Origin of the sequence: Anaerostipes butyraticus (assembly GCF_016586355.1) — a bacterium.
Taxonomy (GTDB): Bacteria; Bacillota; Clostridia; order Lachnospirales; family Lachnospiraceae; genus Anaerostipes; species Anaerostipes butyraticus.
Genome location: NZ_BLYI01000027.1, coordinates 63530 through 83202, shown reverse-complemented (window position 1 = coordinate 83202; position 19673 = coordinate 63530). Strand labels below are relative to the sequence as shown.

19 protein-coding genes are annotated in these 19673 nt (G+C 42.0%); 16 read left to right on the top strand and 3 right to left on the bottom strand.

Annotation, left to right across the window (positions count from 1 at the left end; genetic code table 11):
- Positions 1-31: 31 nt before the first annotated feature.
- Complete coding sequence (locus JMF81_RS05785; protein WP_201310503.1) at positions 32-922, bottom strand: LysR family transcriptional regulator; 891 nt, start codon at positions 920-922, stop codon at positions 32-34.
- Between the two features lie 219 nt (positions 923-1141).
- Between JMF81_RS05785 and JMF81_RS05780 the strand changes: the two genes are divergently transcribed.
- From JMF81_RS05780 to JMF81_RS05745, 8 genes are all read left to right on the top strand, one after another.
- Positions 1142-2017 carry a shikimate dehydrogenase gene (locus tag JMF81_RS05780; protein WP_201310502.1) on the top strand — a complete coding sequence of 292 codons (876 nt, stop codon included), beginning with the start codon at positions 1142-1144 and terminating at the stop codon, positions 2015-2017.
- 37 nt (positions 2018-2054) lie between these two features.
- Positions 2055-3245 carry an MFS transporter gene (locus JMF81_RS05775; protein WP_201310501.1) on the top strand — a complete coding sequence of 397 codons (1191 nt, stop codon included), beginning with the start codon at positions 2055-2057 and terminating at the stop codon, positions 3243-3245.
- A gap of 39 nt (positions 3246-3284) precedes the next feature.
- Positions 3285-4046, top strand: coding sequence for a type I 3-dehydroquinate dehydratase (gene aroD / locus JMF81_RS05770; protein ID WP_201310500.1), 762 nt, complete (start codon positions 3285-3287; stop codon positions 4044-4046).
- An 82-nt stretch (positions 4047-4128) separates the two neighbouring features.
- Positions 4129-5049, top strand: a complete 921-nt coding sequence (locus tag JMF81_RS05765; RefSeq protein WP_201310499.1) for an alpha/beta hydrolase — start codon at positions 4129-4131, stop codon at positions 5047-5049.
- Positions 5050-5067: 18 nt separating this feature from the next.
- Entirely contained in the window at positions 5068-6372 is a 1305-nt protein-coding gene (locus JMF81_RS05760) for a GntP family permease (protein WP_201310498.1), read from the top strand.
- A gap of 13 nt (positions 6373-6385) precedes the next feature.
- A complete protein-coding gene (locus JMF81_RS05755; RefSeq protein WP_201310497.1) occupies positions 6386-6886 on the top strand; it encodes a TRAP transporter small permease in 501 nt (166 codons plus the stop codon).
- Positions 6874-8172, top strand: a complete 1299-nt coding sequence (locus tag JMF81_RS05750; protein WP_201310496.1) for a TRAP transporter large permease — start codon at positions 6874-6876, stop codon at positions 8170-8172. The genes JMF81_RS05755 and JMF81_RS05750 overlap by 13 nt, the downstream gene beginning before the upstream one ends.
- A gap of 1 nt (position 8173) precedes the next feature.
- Positions 8174-9190, top strand: coding sequence for a TRAP transporter substrate-binding protein (locus JMF81_RS05745; protein WP_201310495.1), 1017 nt, complete (start codon positions 8174-8176; stop codon positions 9188-9190).
- A 90-nt stretch (positions 9191-9280) separates the two neighbouring features.
- On the opposite strand, the gene JMF81_RS05740 is transcribed toward JMF81_RS05745, so the two are convergent.
- Positions 9281-10348, bottom strand: coding sequence for a hypothetical protein (locus JMF81_RS05740; RefSeq protein ID WP_201310494.1), 1068 nt, complete (start codon positions 10346-10348; stop codon positions 9281-9283).
- Between the two features lie 262 nt (positions 10349-10610).
- Here JMF81_RS05740 and JMF81_RS05735 point away from each other — a divergent pair, with 262 nt between their 5' ends.
- Entirely contained in the window at positions 10611-11120 is a 510-nt protein-coding gene (locus JMF81_RS05735; RefSeq protein ID WP_201310493.1) for a YqeG family HAD IIIA-type phosphatase, read from the top strand.
- Between the two features lie 103 nt (positions 11121-11223).
- On the opposite strand, the gene JMF81_RS05730 is transcribed toward JMF81_RS05735, so the two are convergent.
- Entirely contained in the window at positions 11224-13212 is a 1989-nt protein-coding gene (locus JMF81_RS05730) for an oxidoreductase (protein WP_201310492.1), read from the bottom strand.
- A gap of 135 nt (positions 13213-13347) precedes the next feature.
- Here JMF81_RS05730 and JMF81_RS05725 point away from each other — a divergent pair, with 135 nt between their 5' ends.
- The 7 genes from JMF81_RS05725 to JMF81_RS05695 all read left to right on the top strand — a co-directional run bounded on the left by JMF81_RS05725 (position 13348) and on the right by JMF81_RS05695 (position 19670).
- The gene (locus tag JMF81_RS05725; protein WP_201310491.1) at positions 13348-14235 is read left to right on the top strand and encodes a LysR family transcriptional regulator; all 888 of its coding nucleotides are present in this window, start codon (positions 13348-13350) and stop codon (positions 14233-14235) included.
- 104 nt (positions 14236-14339) lie between these two features.
- A complete protein-coding gene (locus JMF81_RS05720) occupies positions 14340-15119 on the top strand; it encodes a shikimate kinase (RefSeq protein ID WP_201310490.1) in 780 nt (259 codons plus the stop codon).
- A 42-nt stretch (positions 15120-15161) separates the two neighbouring features.
- The gene (locus JMF81_RS05715; RefSeq protein ID WP_201310489.1) at positions 15162-16346 is read left to right on the top strand and encodes an iron-containing alcohol dehydrogenase; all 1185 of its coding nucleotides are present in this window, start codon (positions 15162-15164) and stop codon (positions 16344-16346) included.
- 62 nt (positions 16347-16408) lie between these two features.
- Positions 16409-16966 carry an elongation factor P gene (gene efp, locus JMF81_RS05710; RefSeq protein ID WP_201310488.1) on the top strand — a complete coding sequence of 186 codons (558 nt, stop codon included), beginning with the start codon at positions 16409-16411 and terminating at the stop codon, positions 16964-16966.
- Positions 16966-17835: a DMT family transporter gene (locus JMF81_RS05705; RefSeq protein WP_201310487.1), complete on the top strand. Its 870-nt coding sequence runs from the start codon at positions 16966-16968 to the stop codon at positions 17833-17835. The genes efp and JMF81_RS05705 overlap by 1 nt, the downstream gene beginning before the upstream one ends.
- Positions 17836-18588 carry an exodeoxyribonuclease III gene (xth, locus tag JMF81_RS05700; protein ID WP_201310486.1) on the top strand — a complete coding sequence of 251 codons (753 nt, stop codon included), beginning with the start codon at positions 17836-17838 and terminating at the stop codon, positions 18586-18588.
- Between the two features lie 11 nt (positions 18589-18599).
- Complete coding sequence (locus tag JMF81_RS05695) at positions 18600-19670, top strand: endonuclease/exonuclease/phosphatase family protein (protein ID WP_201310485.1); 1071 nt, start codon at positions 18600-18602, stop codon at positions 19668-19670.
- Positions 19671-19673: the final 3 nt, after the last annotated feature.

Sequence of the window (19673 nt, the reverse complement as noted above, 5' to 3'; positions counted from 1 at the left end):
AATATTTAACAAATTGATATTTTTTTGAAAATCAATAAATTTTATCTATGGTTTCCTGAACGAAATCAATAAATTTTTGTACTGCCGGTATTCTGGGATGATCTTTTAAATATGCCATATAGACAGTATGGTATGGTTTGACATTATCTAAATGAAGAATATCTACATTATATTCTTTCAGAGATTCTACATGTGCGACAAAACCGATTCCAAAATTTTCTGCCACAAGGGCTGCGATCGCATTTTCATCGGAGGTTTCAAATGCGATGGATGGTTTCATATGATTCTGCTTATAAATAGAAGTCGTGTACTGTCCCAGTCCGGAGGTCCGGTCATAACCAATGACAGGATAGTCCATCAAATCTTCCAGAACCAGAGGCTTCTTATATTTTAATGGGTGTCCCGGAGGTGTGATGATGACCATTTCCTGATTTACAACAGGAATAAATTCAATTTCGGTTTCGTCTGGAACTTTTGAGCCAAAGATAACATCATATTTTTCTGTTTTAAGGGCTGTGATCAGCTCTTTTGTAATCTCCTGGCTTAAAGAGAATGTAATCTCATGGTTATGATCCTTATTTAAAAAACTGCGTACCATATGAGGAATATAGGATTTGGCCAGAGGAAATACATACCCGATATCAATATGACCGCCGGAGGAAGAGGAGAGGGAATGCATCTTATCCAGTGTAATTTTTACTTCCTCCAAAATGCGGTTAACATGCTCTAAAAAAAGATGTCCATATTTGGTCAGTTCAATATTCCGCCCCTTTTTAACAAAGAGTTTCAGACCGAGTTCATCTTCCAGGTTGGAAATAGAACGGCTTAGGCTCGGCTGAGAAATATTCAGTTCTTTTGCGGCCTGGTGGTAGTGCTGCAGCACAGCAACTTTTTGGAAATAATACAGCTGATTTAAATTCATGTCATTTATCCTATCCTTTCTGATTCGCTATCAAAAAATATATCATCTGCTATCAGTTTAACACAAATGATAGCAAAAAGCTATTAATAATCATGAAAAGATATATTAGAAGTATCAGTTCAATTCGTATATAATGAGGGACGTAAGGTTGTTAAAAAATTAACTTTTGGGTGAGAGTAACGTAAACAAAAAAATGAAGATATAAAGGAGAAAAAGAAAATGGCAGAAAGAATTACAGGACACACAGAACTGATCGGTCTGATGGCTTATCCGATCAGACATTCCAGCTCACCGGCAATGCACAATGAAGCATTTGCTACATTAGGACTGGATTACGCATATCTTGCGTTTGAGGTTGACAATGACACTCTGGAAGATGCGATCAAAGGTCTGAGAGCTTTAAAAATGGTAGGATCTAACGTATCTATGCCGAATAAGACAGTTGTAGGACAGTATCTGGATGAACTTTCACCAGCTGCAGAAATGGCTGGCGCTGTCAACACAATTGTAAATGATCATGGAAAACTGATCGGACATATCACAGACGGAATCGGTTATATGCAGTCATTAAAAGACAATGATATTGATGTGATTGGCAAAAAAATGACAATTGCCGGAGCAGGAGGAGCTGCAACAGCAATTGAAATCCAGGCAGCACTGGATGGTGTGAAAGAAATGTCAATCTTCAATATTAAAGATAAATTCTGGGAGAACGCAGAAAGAACAGTAGAAAAGATCCGCGCGAATACAGATTGTATCGTAAACCTTTATGATCTGGATGACAAAGAAAAGTTAAGAGAAGAAATTGAGGACAGTTACTTATTTGCACAGGCAACTGGCGTTGGAATGAAACCGATGGAAGGACAGTCTGTTGTGCCGGATAAATCTTTCTTCCGCCCGGACCTGATCGTAACTGATACAATTTATGCTCCAAGAGAGACAGCACTTCTTAAGATGGCAAAAGAAGCAGGATGCAAGACAATGAACGGTCTTGGAATGATGTTATTCCAGGGAGATGCGGCATTCCATCTGTGGACAGGAAAACATATGCCGATCGATCATATGAAAGAAGTACTGGATATTAAATACGACTAAAATACGAATTAGGAAAAATTGAGAGGAATCATAAAAAATGGATAAAAAATATTTACCGAGTGCGTTAATTCTTTATTTAAACTATTTCATACATGGAATTGGATGCTCCATTTTAAGTCAGCAGGTTGTAAAAGAAATGCTTTCTGAGCAGTGGGGATTAAATGATGTAATGGCAGTAACATCCATCGCTGCGGCATTAGGACTGGGACGTCTGATTTCCCTTCCATTTGCAGGACCATTGTCTGATAAACTGGGACGCCGTCTTTCTGTATTGATTGGATGCGCTTCTTATGTTATCTTTTTTGTAGGAATCGCGTTCTCACCAAACACAACGATTGCTTATATTGCGGCAGTTTTAGGAGGAATCGCAAACTCTTTCCTTGATACCGCTACATATCCTGCAGTTGCTGAGATTATTTATAAGTATACAGGTATTGCTACAATGGGAATTAAATTCTTTATTTCTGTTGCACAGCTGTTAATGCCTTTCTTCCTTGGAGTAGCAGCAGGAACAAGCATGTCTTATCTGATGCTTCCACTGGTATGCGGTATTGTGATTGCAGTTCTTGGAATCCTTGCGATTTTTGCACCGCTTCCTGCAGCATCTGAAAGCGGAAAGTCAGAATCTTTTATCAGCAATCTGAAGAATGCTCATTTCTCAATCGAGAGCATTGCTTTGATTCTGATTGGATTTACAAGTACAGCTACATTCCAGTTATGGTTAAACTGCGCACAGACATTTGCCAATGATGTGGCTGGAATCCCATCTGAGAGTGTATCTATGATGCAGACATACTATTCAGCAGGAACAATGGTAGCGCTGGTTGTAACAAGTCTTCTGATCACAAAATTTAAACAGGTAAGATTCCTGGTAATTTATCCGGCGATTTCAGCAGTGATGCTTGTTCTTGTATATCTGATCAAATCACCGATGATCTGTTATGTTGGTGCTTTTGTAATCGGTTATGCTGCAGCAGGAGGAGTTCTCCAGATGGCAACAGCTGTTGTTAACGACCTGTTCCCGAAAATCAAAGGAACGATTACAAGTTTGGTTATGATCGCGTCAAGTTTATGTAATTATACGATTCTTACAGCAGCTGCGAAGATGACTTCTTCTCAGGTTATCATTATGAACATTGTAATCACAGTCATTGGTGTGCTTCTGGCTGTCTTTGTAAATGCAAGATATGGAGTGCTGCTGAAAAACGCAGAGGAATCTGCAAAATAAAAAGGATCGCCAATCGGTAAGAAATAGGAGGAAGTGCCAATGAATACGGTAAAGGTAAGAAATATTGAGATCGGAGCCGGAATTCCAAAAATCTGTGTTCCAATCGTTGGAGTAACAAAAGAAGAAATCATCGCAGAAGCAAAAACTTTTGACAGCATTCCGGTCGATGTGGTGGAATGGCGTGTTGACTGGTTTGAGAATGTTTTTGAGTTTGATAAAGTAGAAGATGTTCTGAAAGATTTGAGGGAAGCTCTTGGAGAGACGCCGATCCTCTTTACATTCCGTACATCAAAAGAAGGCGGAGAAAAAGCAATTGAGCCGGAGCCTTACAAAGAATTAAATATTCAGGCGGCAAAATCCGGATATGTAGATCTTGTAGATGTGGAAGTATTTACAGGAGACGAGATTGTAAAAGAGATTATAGAGAACGCACATGCGTGCGGAGTAAAAGTGGTAGCTTCCAATCACGATTTCGATAAGACACCGGAAAAGGATGAGATCGTGAGAAGACTTCAGAAAATGCAGGAATTGAATGCGGATATTCCTAAGATCGCTGTTATGCCGACTTGCAAAAAAGATGTTTTAACATTGCTTTCAGCTACAGAAGAGATGTATATTAATTATGCAGACCGGCCGATCATCACCATGTCAATGGCAGGAACCGGAGTTATCAGCCGTCTCTGCGGAGAGGTATTCGGATCTGCGCTGACATTTGGCGCAGCAAAGAAAGCATCTGCACCAGGACAGATGGGTGTGGAAGATCTGAAAACTGTTTTGGAATTACTGCATAAGAGCCTTTAAGAACTAGATGTAAAACAAAAAACTGGCAGGACAAAAGAAAGACTGTCAGTTTTTTGTTTATGAGAGAAAGGAGGATCAGAAAATGACAGAAATATTTCGAAACCGGGAACAGTTTCTGGAAGAAGAACCGGAAATTGATGTAAAACAATTCAGGAAGACTCGTCTGGACCTTCCATATGCAGATCAGTCGGTCAATCAGATTCTGGACATTTTTTATCCGGATGAAGGTGAGGGACCATTTCCGCTGGTTATGCTGTTTCATGGCGGAGCTTTTGTAACGGGACATAAGAGAAGTCATTATATCAAATCCATGTGTCTTCCTGTGACCCAGGGATATGCGGTGGCAACAATAGAATACCGGCTTTGTCAGGAAGCAAAATGGCCGGCACAGCTGATTGACGGAAAAGCCGCAGTCCGTTATCTGAGAAGACATGCAAAAGAACTTGATTTGGATCCGGAGCGTTTTGCAGTCTGGGGCAATTCAGCCGGCGGACTTGCAACTCAGCTGATAGCGGTGACCGGGGATCGTGCGGACTGTGATGATCTTACAGTAGGAGAGAGGGCATCCTCTGAAATCCAGTGTGCGATTGCCTGGTATACAATGAGCGAGTTATGTTCGGCTGAGCAGTTTGGAACGGAATTTACGGAACTTCTCGGATATCATCCTGTTTTGTATCCGGAAAGAACCTGCAGGGTAAGCCCAATCCGGTATGTCGATGAACACTGTCCTCCGATGCTGCTGCAGCATGGAATGGATGATGCAGTTGTAGATTACCATCAGTCTGTTTATATGTATGAAAAAATCAAGGAAGTCTGCGGGGAAGACCGTGCGGTTCTGGATCTTTTTGAGGGGGAGCCTCATGGATCGCCAAAGATGAAGAGTGATGAGAACATTAAAAAGTGCATTGACTTTTTGGATAAACATTTCTTTGAAGGCAGTAATCCGTACAGGAAACCATTCCGCAGGATTCTTATTGCAGGAGAAGATGACACAGAAGAATAGGAGTAGAAAAGAGAGAAAATGGCAACAACAATTTCAGTAATCGGACTTTTGCTTGCGGCAGTGATTTTTGTCATTGTCGTATGGAAGGGTGTTGATGTATTTACTTCAACAATCCTGGTTTCATTTATTATTATATTGACCAGCAGGCTGGACTGGTGGAGTGCGTTAGGCTCTTATGCGGATGGATATGTAGGTTTTGTAAAGGGAAACCTGTTTGTACTGGTTATAGGAGCTGTGTTTGGTGAATTAATGGGAGATTCCGGATGTGCGGAAACCATTGCCAATGTTATTACAGAAAAGCTTGGGGCAAAAAGAGTTATCTTATCGATCACACTGCTTTCTACTGTCTTTGTGTATGTTGGGGTTTCAGGATTTGTTGTATTGTTTGTCCTGGCGCCGATTGCAACGATTATGATGAAACAGGCTGGGTATCCATACCGGATGATTCCGGGAATTATATTTATCGGGGCAACCTGTTCCGCCATGCTTCCATATGCGATCAATATTACCAATATTATGCCGGCCCAGTATCTGGGAACTTCCATGGGATCTGCTCCGATTCTGGGATGGGTCGCTTTTATCGTATCAATCTGCATAGGATATTTTTACATGGTATATGCAGCCAGAAAAGCAGCAGTAAAAGAAGGAACGGCTATCGATGAGTCAAAGCCTGTAAAGATTGTTCCAACGAGAGATGATCTTCCGGGATTTGGAATTGCCCTGATTCCGCTGGTGTTATCTGTAGGACTGGTGCTTGCGTTGTCTAATCTGACGAAAATGGATACCAATGCGATCGTAGTATTTAGTCTGTTTATCGGTTCTCTGGCGATCGTAGTATTTTGCTGGAAACAGCTGAAATCCGTAAGGAAGATTCTTGATAAAGGTGTAAACAATGGAATCGGCGCAACGATGATGGCTGCAGCCATCCTTGGATTTTCCGGTGTTCTGCAAAGCTGTCCGGGATTCCAGGGCATCATTGATTTTGCCATGAACCTGGATCTGAATGCGTATGTGACAGAATTTATCGGATTAAATGTACTGGCAGGAATTCTTGGAAGCGGAACCTCCGCGATCGCCATGTTTTTTGAACATCTTTCTGACGGACTTCTGGCCCATGGGGCTCATGCCGGAGCGCTGCACAGACTGGCGCCTGCCTGCGCAACTGGAATGAATACACTTCCAAATGCGGGCGGAATGGTAGCACAGCTTCGATGGATGAATTTAAGCCTTGCCGAGAGCTATTGGTACGTGTTCGTTACCTCAGTTCTGGCACCGATGATCGGTTCACTGTGCGCAGTGATCGTAGCAATAATATTATATTAAAAGGAGCAGTATTATGTTAAAATGGCTGAATGAGAATTTGGAAGAATTTCTCATGGTGGCACTGCTGATCGCCATGACGGTGATCATGGGCATCCAGGTATTTGCCAGATATGCCCTGGGTGCATCATTATCCTGGTCAGAGGAAATAACAAGATATTTGTTTATCTGGTCTGGTTTTTTAAGCGTTAGTTATTGTACGAAAAAATGTATTTCAATTAAAATTGAACAGTTTGTAGGAATGTTTCCGCGAAGAGGACAGGCAGTCTTTAAAGTCGTAAATCATACGATTGAACTGATTTTCTTCTTTTATCTGATTCCTTATGCTGTGCTGTATTTGAAGAGTGCGTTTGAAAGCGGACAGGTAAGTCCGGCATGCGGAATTCCTATGTATTATATTCAGGCCGCACCTTTGGTCAGTTTTATTTTAGTGGCATTTCGGATCATACAGCGCTGGATTATTGAATTTAAGATTGCAGTAAAAAAAGATAAGGAGGAGGAAGGATGTCAGCATTAGCGGTATTTATCATATTTTTCTTATGCCTGGTCATAGCAATTCCGATTTCGATCGGTCTTGGCATCGTCTCTGTACTTCCGGGAGCGTTTGATCCGTCTTTTACGGCAAGCGGTACATTTGTGATTCGTTCCATGCTGGGAGGGATCGACAGTTTTCCGCTGCTTGCTGTTCCAATGTTTGTTCTGTCTGGAATGATCATGGCAAAAGGCGGAATTTCGAAAAAGATTTTTGATGTATTTGTATTTTTTATTGGAAAATTTACGGCAGGAATGCCTTGTGCGGTTATTGTCACCTGCCTGTTTTATGGGGCAATTTCCGGATCCGGTCCGGCTACGGTTGCGGCAGTTGGAAGCATGACGATACCAATCCTGATCAAACTGGGATATGACAAAGTATTCGCCACTTCCATTGTTGCGGTAGCCGGCGGACTTGGAGTTATTATTCCGCCGAGTATTCCGTTTATCATGTTTGGTATGGCGTCCGGGGAATCTGTCAGTAATCTGTTTATTGCGGGAATTGTTCCGGGAATCCTGATTGGACTGCTGTTAATGGCATATGCGGTGTTCTACTGCAGAACTCATGGAGAAGATAAAGAAAAGATTCGAAAAGAAGTGGATGAACTTCACGAAAAGGGATTTTTTGGAGTGTTTAAGGACAGCTTTTTTGCGATTCTGAGTCCGGTGATCATCCTCGGGTGTATCTATGCGGGAATCGCTTCTCCTACGGAAGCAGCCGTAATTTCTGTTTTTTATTCCATTATCGTCAGCATGTTTGTATACCGTTCCATGAAAGTAAAAGATCTGTGGCCGATGCTGGTAGAAGGGGTAAAGACATATGCGCCGATCTTGTTTATTCTGGCAGCGTCAACTGCCTTTTCCAGAGTCCTGACTCTGATGCAGGTTCCTCAGACCATCAGTGAGTGGATCCTTGGAAATTTCCACAATGGAATCGTAATTTTGATCGTAATCAATATTTTCCTGTTATTTGTAGGAATGGTCATGGATACGACACCGGCAATTTTAATTCTGACGCCGATCCTTCTGCCGATTGCAACGGCAATTGGAATGAATCCAATTCATTTTGGAGTGATGATGGTAGTAAACCTGGCGATTGGATTCGTTACTCCGCCGATCGGAGTCAATCTGTTTGTGGCTTCTTCGCTTACGGATATTCCAATCATGCAGATTGCAAGGAAAGCAATGCCGTTGATCCTGTGTTTCCTTGTGGCGCTGGTGCTGATTACTTTTATTCCTCAGATCAGTCTTATTTTGCTGGGAGGTGCGTAAGATGAAAAAATGGAAAGTATGTCTTATCGTATTAAGTGTTCTGGTAATCGGAATTGGGTTATCGGGATGTAAGAAAAAACAGTCTTCCGATGAGGTGCAGCGTTATGCCTGGCCTCTTGGAACCTCCAGTCCGGAAGATACGGTAACGCAGATTTATGCAGAAAAATTTGCGGATGAAGTGAGCCGTCTGAGCAATGGGAAAATGAAAATTGAAGTATATCCGAACAGTACTCTGGGAGGAGACCGTGAGCTGCTGGAAAGCTGCAAAGACGGTGATATTCCGTTTGTAGTCCAGAATACAGCGCCTCAGGTGACATTTCTCCCGGATACGGCAGTGTTCGATCTGCCAAGTGCGTTTGATACCATTGAAGAAGCACGTAAAGCAGTAGATAATCCTGCATTTTATCAGAAGATGGAAAAAGTCTATGAAAAAGGAGGATATAAACTCCTTGGATATGCGGATCAGGGATTCCGTGTTATGTCCACGAATAAGGAAATCAAAGACATCGGTGATTTTAAAGGACAGAAGATCCGTACTATGGAGAATCCGTATCATTTAGAGTTCTGGAAAGACCTCGGGGCGAATCCGACACCAATGACTTTCAGCGAGGTGTATATTGGACTGCAGCAGGGAACGATCGATGCTCAGGAAAATCCATACGAAGTCATCGTTTCCAGCAAGCTGTATGAACAGCAGGACTATGTTGTGGAGACAAATCATCTTCCGCATTATATTTCATTGATCGTCAGCGATGAGTTTTTTAAAAATCTTCCGGAAGATCAGCAGAAAATTATAACGCAGGCAGCGGAAACTGCAAAAGAATATGCCCGGGAAAAATCAGACGAACGAATTGAGGACAGAATCAAAACAATTAAAGACAGCGGAACTAAGATCATAAAATTAAGCAGCAGGACCCGGAAGCAGATAAGGGAAGCGGCCTCTGATATTTATAAAGAAATTGAAGATGATGTATCAAAAGACTTAGTTGACGCATATTTGAAGAATGCGGAAAAATAGAGAAACAAAAAACGTCTGTGCCTGTATCAGGTGCAGACGTTCTTTATTTATGCAATAGACCTGTGAAAGGAATGATTTCCTGCCGGATTGTCATACAGATCTTGCCGCAGGATGCCAGAGCCGATGATCAGCGGTCTGGACAATCGCAGGCATGGAAGAAGCAAGATATCCCGCCAGCCTTGAATCAGGGACAAATACCTGGGAAGTGTAAGGGTGCAGGACCTGTCCGGAAGAATCAATTTCCAGGTAACAGTCGGTACCGGATATCATGCGGCTGATTTCCTTGATGTCAGAATAAAAATCAACAATATAGTAAGGGAATTTCTGATGAAGTCTTGCATCATATATGAAAGAGGAAGCCTCTTTTTGATCTTCTTCACTGCAGGAATCACTTGGCAGCATGAAGATAAATGAACTCTGGTACATTTTGTAATAATCAAGCCACTGATCCGGGCGCATTTCACTGGTATTAAAAGATGAATAAATATGGTAAATGCCATATAAAGCTTTTCGTTCCCGGAGCATGGAAGAATTTCTCAGACTGTAGGAATCTTCGCCGTCAAACAGTGTCAGGACATTCTCGCATTTACGTATCATATCAAGATGAACCGGAGCCAGCATCTGATTCGGCAGCAGCCAGAAAAATGTGCTGTCAGAATGTTTGCTGAATATGTTAAAAATTTCACCAAAAGACTGGTGCGGAACTTCCTGACGGATACAGAAAGCGTAGATGCCGATTTTATTTCCGTCCCGGATAAAACGGCTCATATTTTTCAGATTAACAGTATTGGATTTTTCTGGATTCCAGCGGAAAATGATGATCCATGGGATACAATACCCGGCTTTCTGAGCTGTGGCGCGTACAGCCTGAGCTCCCTTGGTCCAGCTGTTGTACCCGAGATTGATTCCTAAATTCTTGATTGCCGAGTGGGAGGTATTGTTTAGCAGATTCTGAAGCATGATATGATACTGACTGTCTTTGTTTGCAAGAAGGTGCTGTAAAATAGAAAAAATCGGAACCTGAAAACGGCTGAATGAGAAATGACTGGAGTAGTTTAACAGCTGCCGGATTGCTGTATCCGGTGATTTTGCCATTTCTTCGATTTTACGTTCCACAATCTTATCGATCATGGCACTTGTTAAATGGTTCGGATTCAATAAAATTCCCCCTTTCCATTGTGAGAATGATACATTGGAAGTTCTTTGTTACACTTTTAACTATTTATATCATATATGAAAATGTCAGAGAATGAAAGTGGTTCCGGTGAAAAAAGAGGGAAAATATTTCAATTTTAACCAAATCTTAATAAAAACAGATAGAGATTAAAAAACATGCATACAAATGAAAAATATATTGCACATTAAATAGGGGTGTTATAAAATAAAAAAAGTAAAATGAAGATAAGATAGGAGATAAAAAATGTTTCAGAAATTTTATCCTGTAGAAGATAGAAAAAGTACATATGATATTGATTTTGAAGATTATTACGCAAGAGGCTACCGGGGAGTGATTTTTGATATTGACAATACACTGGTGCGTCATGATATGCCGGCGGACAAAAGGGCGAAGCAGCTGTTCCGGCGGCTGAAAAAGATAGGGTTTCAGTTTTGCTTTACCAGCAATAACAAGGAACCAAGAGTTAAAAGATTCTGTCAGGACGTAGGAGGGCAGTATTATATTTATAAGGCGAATAAGCCATCGGTGAAAGGCTACGAAAAAGCGATGCAGATGATGGGAACAGACAGATCCAATACACTGTTTGTAGGAGATCAGCTGTTTACTGATATCTTTGGAGCAAACCGCGCCGGAATACACAGCATCCTTGTCCGCCCGATCCATCCAAAAGAAGAAATTCAGATCGTGATCAAACGATATTTTGAAAATATCATTCTTTGGAAATATTATCGGGATAAAAGCAAACGCAGATAATCTGATTGATAAAAATAGGAAAGCACTTTCTTGTAAAACAAAAAGTGCCGGTCTGACAAAATACAGACCGGTACTTTTTATAATCAGAGATTATGATAAATGTTTAAATGAAATTCAGTCTTTCCAGAGAAAGAATGATATCACGACCCTCTTTAACACCTTCGATAATACGGCGTGTCTGAGCGCTGTCTCCGATATTCAGAACTTCAATGCCTTCATAAATGAAGTGATCATATAATTCTTTGAGGGCAGGCGTTGCGGATTCCATTCCAAGGCAGATAAATCCGTAATCAAATTCGAGCTCAATATCTTTATAGTCATGGCGTACAACAAAACGGTCATTTTTTACTTCCAGAAGAGAAGCGTTTGGATACTGGTGAACACCGTATTTGCTGAGCATGGCAAGAGAACCGGTTCTCGTAATAAAGTCCAGGGTTTCTCCAAACCGTGATTTCTGTTCTACAATGGTAACATCAGCTTTTCTTGGAGCGAAAAATTCAACAACGTCAAGGCCGACATTTCCGCCGCCGATGACAACGACTTTCTTGCCTTCCAGATTTTCTTCATAAGATTCCACATTGTCGACTAAGTCGAAAATAGTGGATACATTGCCTGCTTTCAGGTTTTCTTTCAGACCCTTGATATCCGGAAGAAGAGGGAAGGAACCGGTTGCATTGACTACGATGTCCGGTTTGCAGCCTTCGATCAGATCAATGGTAGCCTCTGTATTTTTGATTACAAATAAATTCTTTAATTTGGAAGCGCGGTGTTCCAGATATTCAGGAAAATATCCAAGACGGCGTTTGTTTGGCATTTTTCCAACGCGTCTTGCCAGACCTCCAAGCTGTCCTGTTTTTTCGATCAATACGGTAGAGCATCCAACTTCCGCAGCTGTGCAGGCAGCTTCAAGTCCTGCGGTTCCGCCGCCGATTACAACAACATTGCAAGGCTTCTTCAATTTATAATTCTTGTAATATTCACCGGAAACGATGGACGGATTGATCGTGCATCGAATTGGTTCATCACCAAGAGTTGCGGTACATCCATTGTTGCAGGAGATGCATCGGTTGATATCTTCTGTATTGCCAAACTGTACTTTATTCACCCACTCAGGATCTGCGATCAGACCGCGGCCGATGGCGATAAAGTCAGCTTCTCCATCTTCCAGGATACGGTTGGCAACTTCCGGTTCGCGGATATTGCCGCTGGTAAGGCAAGGTTTTCCGGTTGCCTCTTTTAAAGCTTTGGACATATAAGATTTCCATCCGTCTGGAAGGTAATCGGCATCATACTGATACTGGATGGAGCAGGTAAGTCCTGCAGATACACTGAATACATCAACATATTCTTTGAAGTATTCTACGATTTCTTTGGTATCTTCCAGCGTATTTCCTCCTTCTGCAAGTTCATCTGCACTTATGCTGAGGAAGATAGGAATATTTTCTCCGACTGCTTCGCGGACAGCTTTCAGTACTAAAGTTGTAAAACGAGCACGATTTTCCTTGGATCCTCCGAATTCATCGGTACGATCATTGGTAAGAGGAGAAAGGAACTGATTCAATAAGTATCCATGTCCTGCCTGGATTTCCACAGCGTCAAATCCAGCGGTAACTGCACGCTGCGCTGCTTTTGCAAATTTGTCTACAATGGTTAAAATCTCATCCTTAGACAAAGGTCTTGGAATATCTCCTCCTCTGCTGGTTGGGATGTCAGAAGCGGAAACCGGCTGGATATTTGTCATGCTTCCATTAGCTGCCGCTCCGGCGTGGTTCAGCAGAATACTGATCTTGGCTCCATATTCATGAACCTTTTCGCACAGACGGTAAAGTCCCGGAATATAGTTGTCATGGTCAATTCTCAGCTGATAGGCTCCAGCCGCTCCCTGCGGAGAGTAAACGCTGGCACCTTCTACAGTGATAAGGGCGGTTCCCCCTTTTGCACGCTGTCTATAATATTCAATGATCTTTTCATTGACTTCCCCGGTATGTTCAGCAAAATTGGTTCCAATTGGAGTCATGACGATTCGGTTTTTCAGGGTCATAGATTTTACTGTACAGGGTTCAAATAATTTACGGAAATTCTTCGCTGCCATATTTTATTCCTCCAAATTGATTTTGATTCTTTTTACCATAATTATAGCAAAGTGTGTATACAAATGCAATGAATTTCCCTTTAGTTTCTAAAGCCCATATGATAAAATAAGAAAGAAGAATGAAAGGATAAAGCAATGAATTTAAATCATTTATATTATTTTCGGGCACTGGCGAAAGAGGAGCATTATACGAGAACCGCAAAGCTCCTGTCTATCACTCAGCCGAGCCTCAGCCACGCCATTTCCTGTCTGGAAGAGGAGCTGGGAGTCCAGCTTTTTGAAAAGCACGGAAGAAACGCCAAGCTGACCAAATATGGGAAGATTTTTTTAAGGTATGTGGAGCAGTCTCTGGAGATGCTGGATGAAGGAAAGCGGATTCTGATGGAAGCATCCGGAGTTCAGGGAGGATTTCTTGATATTGGTTATATTTATACGCTGGGCAGTCATTTTATCCCGGAGATGCTTAATCACTATATGTCTGAAAAAGGGGAAAATCAGATCCATTTTTCTTTTGGACAGGGGACAACCAGGCAGGTAGTGGATCAGCTGAAAGAAGGGGTCTATGATTTTGTGTTCTCATCTTATGTGGAAGGAGAAAATGATCTGGAATTTTATCCGGTGGCAGAAGAGGAACTTGTTTTGATTGTCCCGAGAGACCATCCTCTGGCAGCATATCAGTCCATAGATCTGCAGGATACGATACAATATCCGTATATCGCATTTGCAAAAAACAGCGGTCTGCGTCCGGTGATCAATCAGCTGTTTTCTCAGATTCACGGACAGCCGGAGATCGTGTATGAAGGAGAAGAAGATTCATCTGTGGCAGGTCTTGTCGCGGCAGGATTTGGAATTGCGATCATTCCAAAGATTCCGCTTCTTCAAACCATGGATCTGTCTATTCTTAATATAACTTCGCCGAAAATCAAGCGGTATATTTATCTTGTAATAAAGAAGAATAAATATCTTGCGCCGGCGGCGAAAGATTTTGCTGAATTTGTGAAAAAGAACTATTCTGTGCTGTGAGAAACCATTGAAAATAACGGTTCCTTTATGCTATACTGAATGAAGATTTGCCCCTTTGAAATCAGAAGGGCAGAAAAAAGAGCGATAGAAAAGGAAACATTATAATGAACCAGTTAGAAGAAATCAGACAGAGACTGGATCTCTGCGACAAAAAGATAGTTTCTGTTCTGGAAGAGAGAATGGATATCATCAAAGAGATTATGGTCTACAAGAAAGAGAATGGACTGCCAATCCTGCAGCCGGAACAGGAGAAGCATCAGCGCAAGATGCTGATGACCCATGTAAGCGAGAATACATACAAAAATGAAATTCTGGATATTTTTGCATATATTTTAGAGAACAGCAGAAGAATCCAGGCAAGAACATTGTTTACCCATAATATTCTTTTGATTGGATTTATGGGAGTCGGAAAGAGCACAGTTTCCAGTTATTTGAGCAAAATCCTGGCGTCTCCTTATGTGGAGATGGATCAGGAAATTGTAGACAAAGAAGGTATGTCCATTAATAAGATATTTGAAGAATATGGAGAGACATATTTCCGCAACTGCGAGACAAACCTTCTGATTGAACTTCAGAAAGGCAATAATCAGATCATCTCATGCGGCGGTGGAGTTGCCATGAGAGATGAGAACGTTGCAGAGATGAAGAAGAATGGGAAGGTTGTTCTTTTAACGGCATCACCGGAAGTCATTTTGGAGAGAGTCAAAGACAGTGATGAGAGACCGCTTCTTAGAGGACATAAAAATACGGAGTATATTTCAAAACTGATGGAAGAACGGCGTCCGAAATATGAGGCGGCAGCCGATGTCATCGTGAACACAGATCATAAGAGGGTTGAGGAAATCGCAGAAGAGATCGTTGTAAAACTGACAAGAGGAGAATGACGATTCTAATTCATAAGATGATAAAGGAATGGAGGATAAGATATGCATTCATTTACTCAGTACACACCGACAAGGATCGTGTTTGGAAAGGAAACAGAAAAACAGACAGGGCAGCTTGCGAAACAGTGCGGAGCATCCAGGGTATTTGTTGTCTACGGCGGCGGGAGTGTCGTAAGAAGCGGGCTTCTGGATCGTGTAACAGCATCTTTGGAAGAGGCAGGGCTTACATATAAGGCTCTGGGAGGAGTAAAACCGAATCCGAGATTATCATTTGCCAGACAGGCAGTGGAGATGTCAAAAGAATTCGGTTCTGATTTTGTGCTTGCGGTAGGCGGCGGAAGTGTCATTGATACGGCAAAAGCCGTAGCCCATGGAACAGCAAATCCGGATACAGATATCTGGGATTTCTGGTCAAGAAAGAAGACAGTAGAGAAGTCCATGCCTGTAGGAGTTGTTCTCACTCTGGCAGCGGCCGGCAGCGAGACCAGTGACTCAGCAGTTCTTACCAATGAAGAAACACAGATTAAGAGAGGGCTTAGTACAGATTTTAACCGCCCTGCATTTGCGGTCATGAATCCGGAACTTACTTATACATTACCAAAATACCAGGTTGGATGCGGTATTGTAGATATTATGATGCATACTCTGGATCGCTATTTTACGCCGACAGAGAATAATGAGCTGACAGATGAGATCGCGGAAGGACTGCTCCGGACGGTGATCCGCAATGGCGCAGCCGCAATCAAGGATTCCCATGATTATAATGCCATGAGCGAGATTATGTGGGCAGGAAGCCTGTCCCATAATGGACTGACAGGTCTTGGAGCGGAAAAGGATTTTGCGGTTCATCAGCTGGGACATGAGCTGAGCGCAAAATTTGACATTGCTCACGGGGCAAGTTTGTCTGCTGTATGGGGAGCATGGGCGCAGTATGTCTATCAGGAAAAACCTCAGAGATTTGTGCAGTACGCAGAAAGAGTATGGGGAATCGAGGAGAAGGACTGCAGCAAGGCAGCAGAAGAAGCAATCAAAAAAACAGTTGCGTATTTTGCTTCTCTGGATATGCCGACCTGTTTTAGCGAAGCAGAAGAAATAGGTATTAAGACAGAGGAAGAACTTAAAAAAATGGCCGATGGATGTTCATACGGCGGAACAAGAAGTATTGGATCATTTAAAGTCTGTGACAAGGATGATATCTTCGAAATCTATAAATTAGCAAATAAATAGTTGATTCGACCATACATTTAGTATAAAATTAAGAAAGATTATTAAAGGAGGACAAGAATTATATGGTTACCGCAGGAGATTTTAAAAACGGTTTAACGATTGAATTTGAAGGGAATATTTATCAGATCATTGAATTTCAGCATGTAAAACCAGGAAAGGGAGCTGCTTTCGTTCGCTGTAAATTAAAGAACATCAAGAGCGGCGGCGTTGTTGAGAAAACTTTCCGTCCAACAGAGAAGTTCGAGAATGCGCATATTGAAAGAAAAGAGATGCAGTATCTGTACAACGATGGAGAACTTTACTACTTTATGGACAATGAGACATTTGACCAGATCGCTCTCGGACCGGATGTCATCGGAGATTCTTTGAAGTTTGTAAAAGAGAATGAAAATGTTACGATCGTATCTCATGCCGGCAAAGCATTCCAGGTAGAGCCGCCGATCACAGTAGAACTTCTTGTAACAGAGTGTGAGCCGGGAGAAAAAGGCAACACAGCACAGGGAGCAACAAAACCATGTACAGTTGAAACTGGAGCACAGGTAATGGTTCCGTTATTCGTTAACGAAGGCGATACGTTAAAGATTGATACGAGAACCGGAGAATATTCTTCCAGAGTATAATGGCAAATCAAAGAAATCGGGGAATTATATGCATTATCCTGTCATCTTTGTCATTTGCATTTATGGCATTGTTTCTCAGAATGGCAGGAGATCTGCCGTCGATTGAGAAAAGTTTTTTTCGTAATCTGGTCTCCGCTGTGTTTGCATTTATTATGCTGGTACGCAGCAAAGAGAGGTTTCATATTCGAAAAAAAGAGAATCTATATTTATTTATATTAAGGTCCCTTGCAGGGACCTTAGGTATTTTCTGCAACTTTTACGCAGTGGATCATCTGTTGTTGTCAGATGCATCTTGTCTGAATAAATTATCGCCTTTCTTTGTTATTGTTTTTTCTTACTTTTTATTAAGGGAAAAGATTACATTGTTTCAGAGCGGATGTGTGGCGGCAGCATTTATCGGAAGTCTCTTTATCATAAAACCAAGTTTTGCTTCGAGTTCCCTGGGAGCGTCAGTGATTGGTTTTCTTGGAGGAATGTCCGCAGGATTTGCCTATGCCTGTGTCAGAAAACTGGGAGTCAGAGGAGAAAGAGGACCAATGATCGTGCTGTTCTTTTCTCTGTTTTCCATGATCGCCTGTATTCCGTTTATGATTGCCGATTTTCATCCAATCAGCGGGCAGCAGATTGTATTTTTGCTTTTGACAGGTCTGGCGGCGGCAGGAGGACAGTTCGGAATCACCGCAGCATATACTTATGCGCCGGCACGGGAGATATCAGTCTATGATTACAGTCAGATTATGTTTTCTGCGATCATGGGATTTTTCTTTTTCGGACAAGTCCCGGATGGATGGAGTTTTGTAGGATATATTGTAATTGTCATAGCGGGAGTAACAATGTTTTTTTACAATAAAAAACATGGAGGAGATTAGATGAAATTTATTTCTTGGAATGTCAATGGCATTCGGGCATGTGTGAAAAAAGGGTTCCTGGATTTCTTTCAGGAAGCTGACGCAGATATTTTCTGTATTCAGGAAAGTAAAATGCAGGAAGGACAGCTGGAGCTGGACCTGCCGGGATACCATCAGTACTGGAATTACGCAGTGCGGAAAGGATATTCGGGTACAGGAATTTTTACCAGACAGGAACCGTTATCTGTTTCTTACGGCATGGGAATTGAAGAACATGATCAGGAAGGAAGAGTCATTACACTGGAATTCGAAGATTATTATTTTGTGACTGTTTATACACCGAATTCTCAAAGTAAACTGGCAAGACTTGACTACAGGATGCAGTGGGAAGATGATTTCCTTCAATATTTAAAGAAACTGGAAGAAACAAAACCTGTGATCGTATGTGGTGATCTTAATGTTGCTCATAAGGAAATTGACCTTAAGAATCCGAAGACAAACCGGAAAAATGCAGGATTTACCGATGAGGAAAGAGCAAAAATGACCCAGCTTCTGGATGCCGGGTTTATTGATACATTTCGTTATTTCTATCCGGATCAGGAAGGAATCTATTCCTGGTGGTCTTACCGGTTTAATGCGAGAAAAAATAATGCCGGATGGCGAATTGATTACTTCCTTGTATCCAAATGCCTGGAAGACCGTTTGCAGGACGCAAAGATTCTGACAGATGTTATGGGGTCAGACCATTGTCCGATTGAACTGGACTTTGCATAAGGAGGGAAGCATTGAAGAGGAGTGTCAGGAGAATCCTGTCTGCAGCCGCAGGAGTGATCGGCGCTGCTGTGACAGCGGCGGCTCTCCTGCTGATCATTTTGTCAGTCAGGGAATACCGCCCAAAGGAAAGAGAGACTGTGAAAATATCCAATAATCCTGATCAGAAGATATCAGAGAATCAGGAAATTTCAGTTCTCACCTGGAATACAGGGTATGGTGCGCTGAGTGAAACAGAAGACTTTTTTATGGATGGAGGAGAAAAGGTCCGTCCGGATCACAAAGAGCTGGTAACAGATAATATTGAAGCAATGAAGAAGGTCATAAAGAAAAGCGGAGCACAGGTTGTTTTTCTTCAGGAGGTTGACCGAAATTCAAAACGTTCATATTATATAAATGAGACCGAAGCTTTTTCTGACGGATGGAATGGAAGTACGGGATATGCGAGGAACTTTCTCTGTGATTACATCCCATACCCTCTTCCAACGATCGGAAAGGCAGATGCAGGACTGCTGACCCTGAATCAGTTCCAGTCAGACCAGGCAGAAAGGATATCTCTGCCAACGCCATTTTCATGGCCGGTCAGAATCTGCCAGCTGAAGCGATGTCTCTTTCTTGAAAGAGTTCCGATTGAGGGCTCCAGCCGGCAGGTGGTATTTGTCAACCTCCATCTGGAGGCATATGACGATGGAAGCGGCAAAGAAGCTCAGACAAAATTACTGGCACAGGTTCTGGAAGAAGAATATGAGGCTGGAAATTATGTGATTGCAGGCGGAGACTTTAATCAGACATTTGAGCAGGTGGATGCAGACAAATATCCGGTCTGGGATGATGATAATTTTCAGGCTGGAAAAGTTGAGGAGGATCTTTTTGAAGAAGGATGGCAGTTCGCAGCAGATGACAGTCTGCCAACCTGCAGACTGCTGAATCGTCCTTATGACCGGAGCGATAAGAAAACTCAGTTTTATGTTATTGATGGATTTATTTTATCACCGAATGTAAAACTGGAGCAGGTAAAAACTCTAAATGAAGATTTTAAAAACAGCGATCATAATCCGGTACAGATAAAGATCAAATTGAAATAGGAG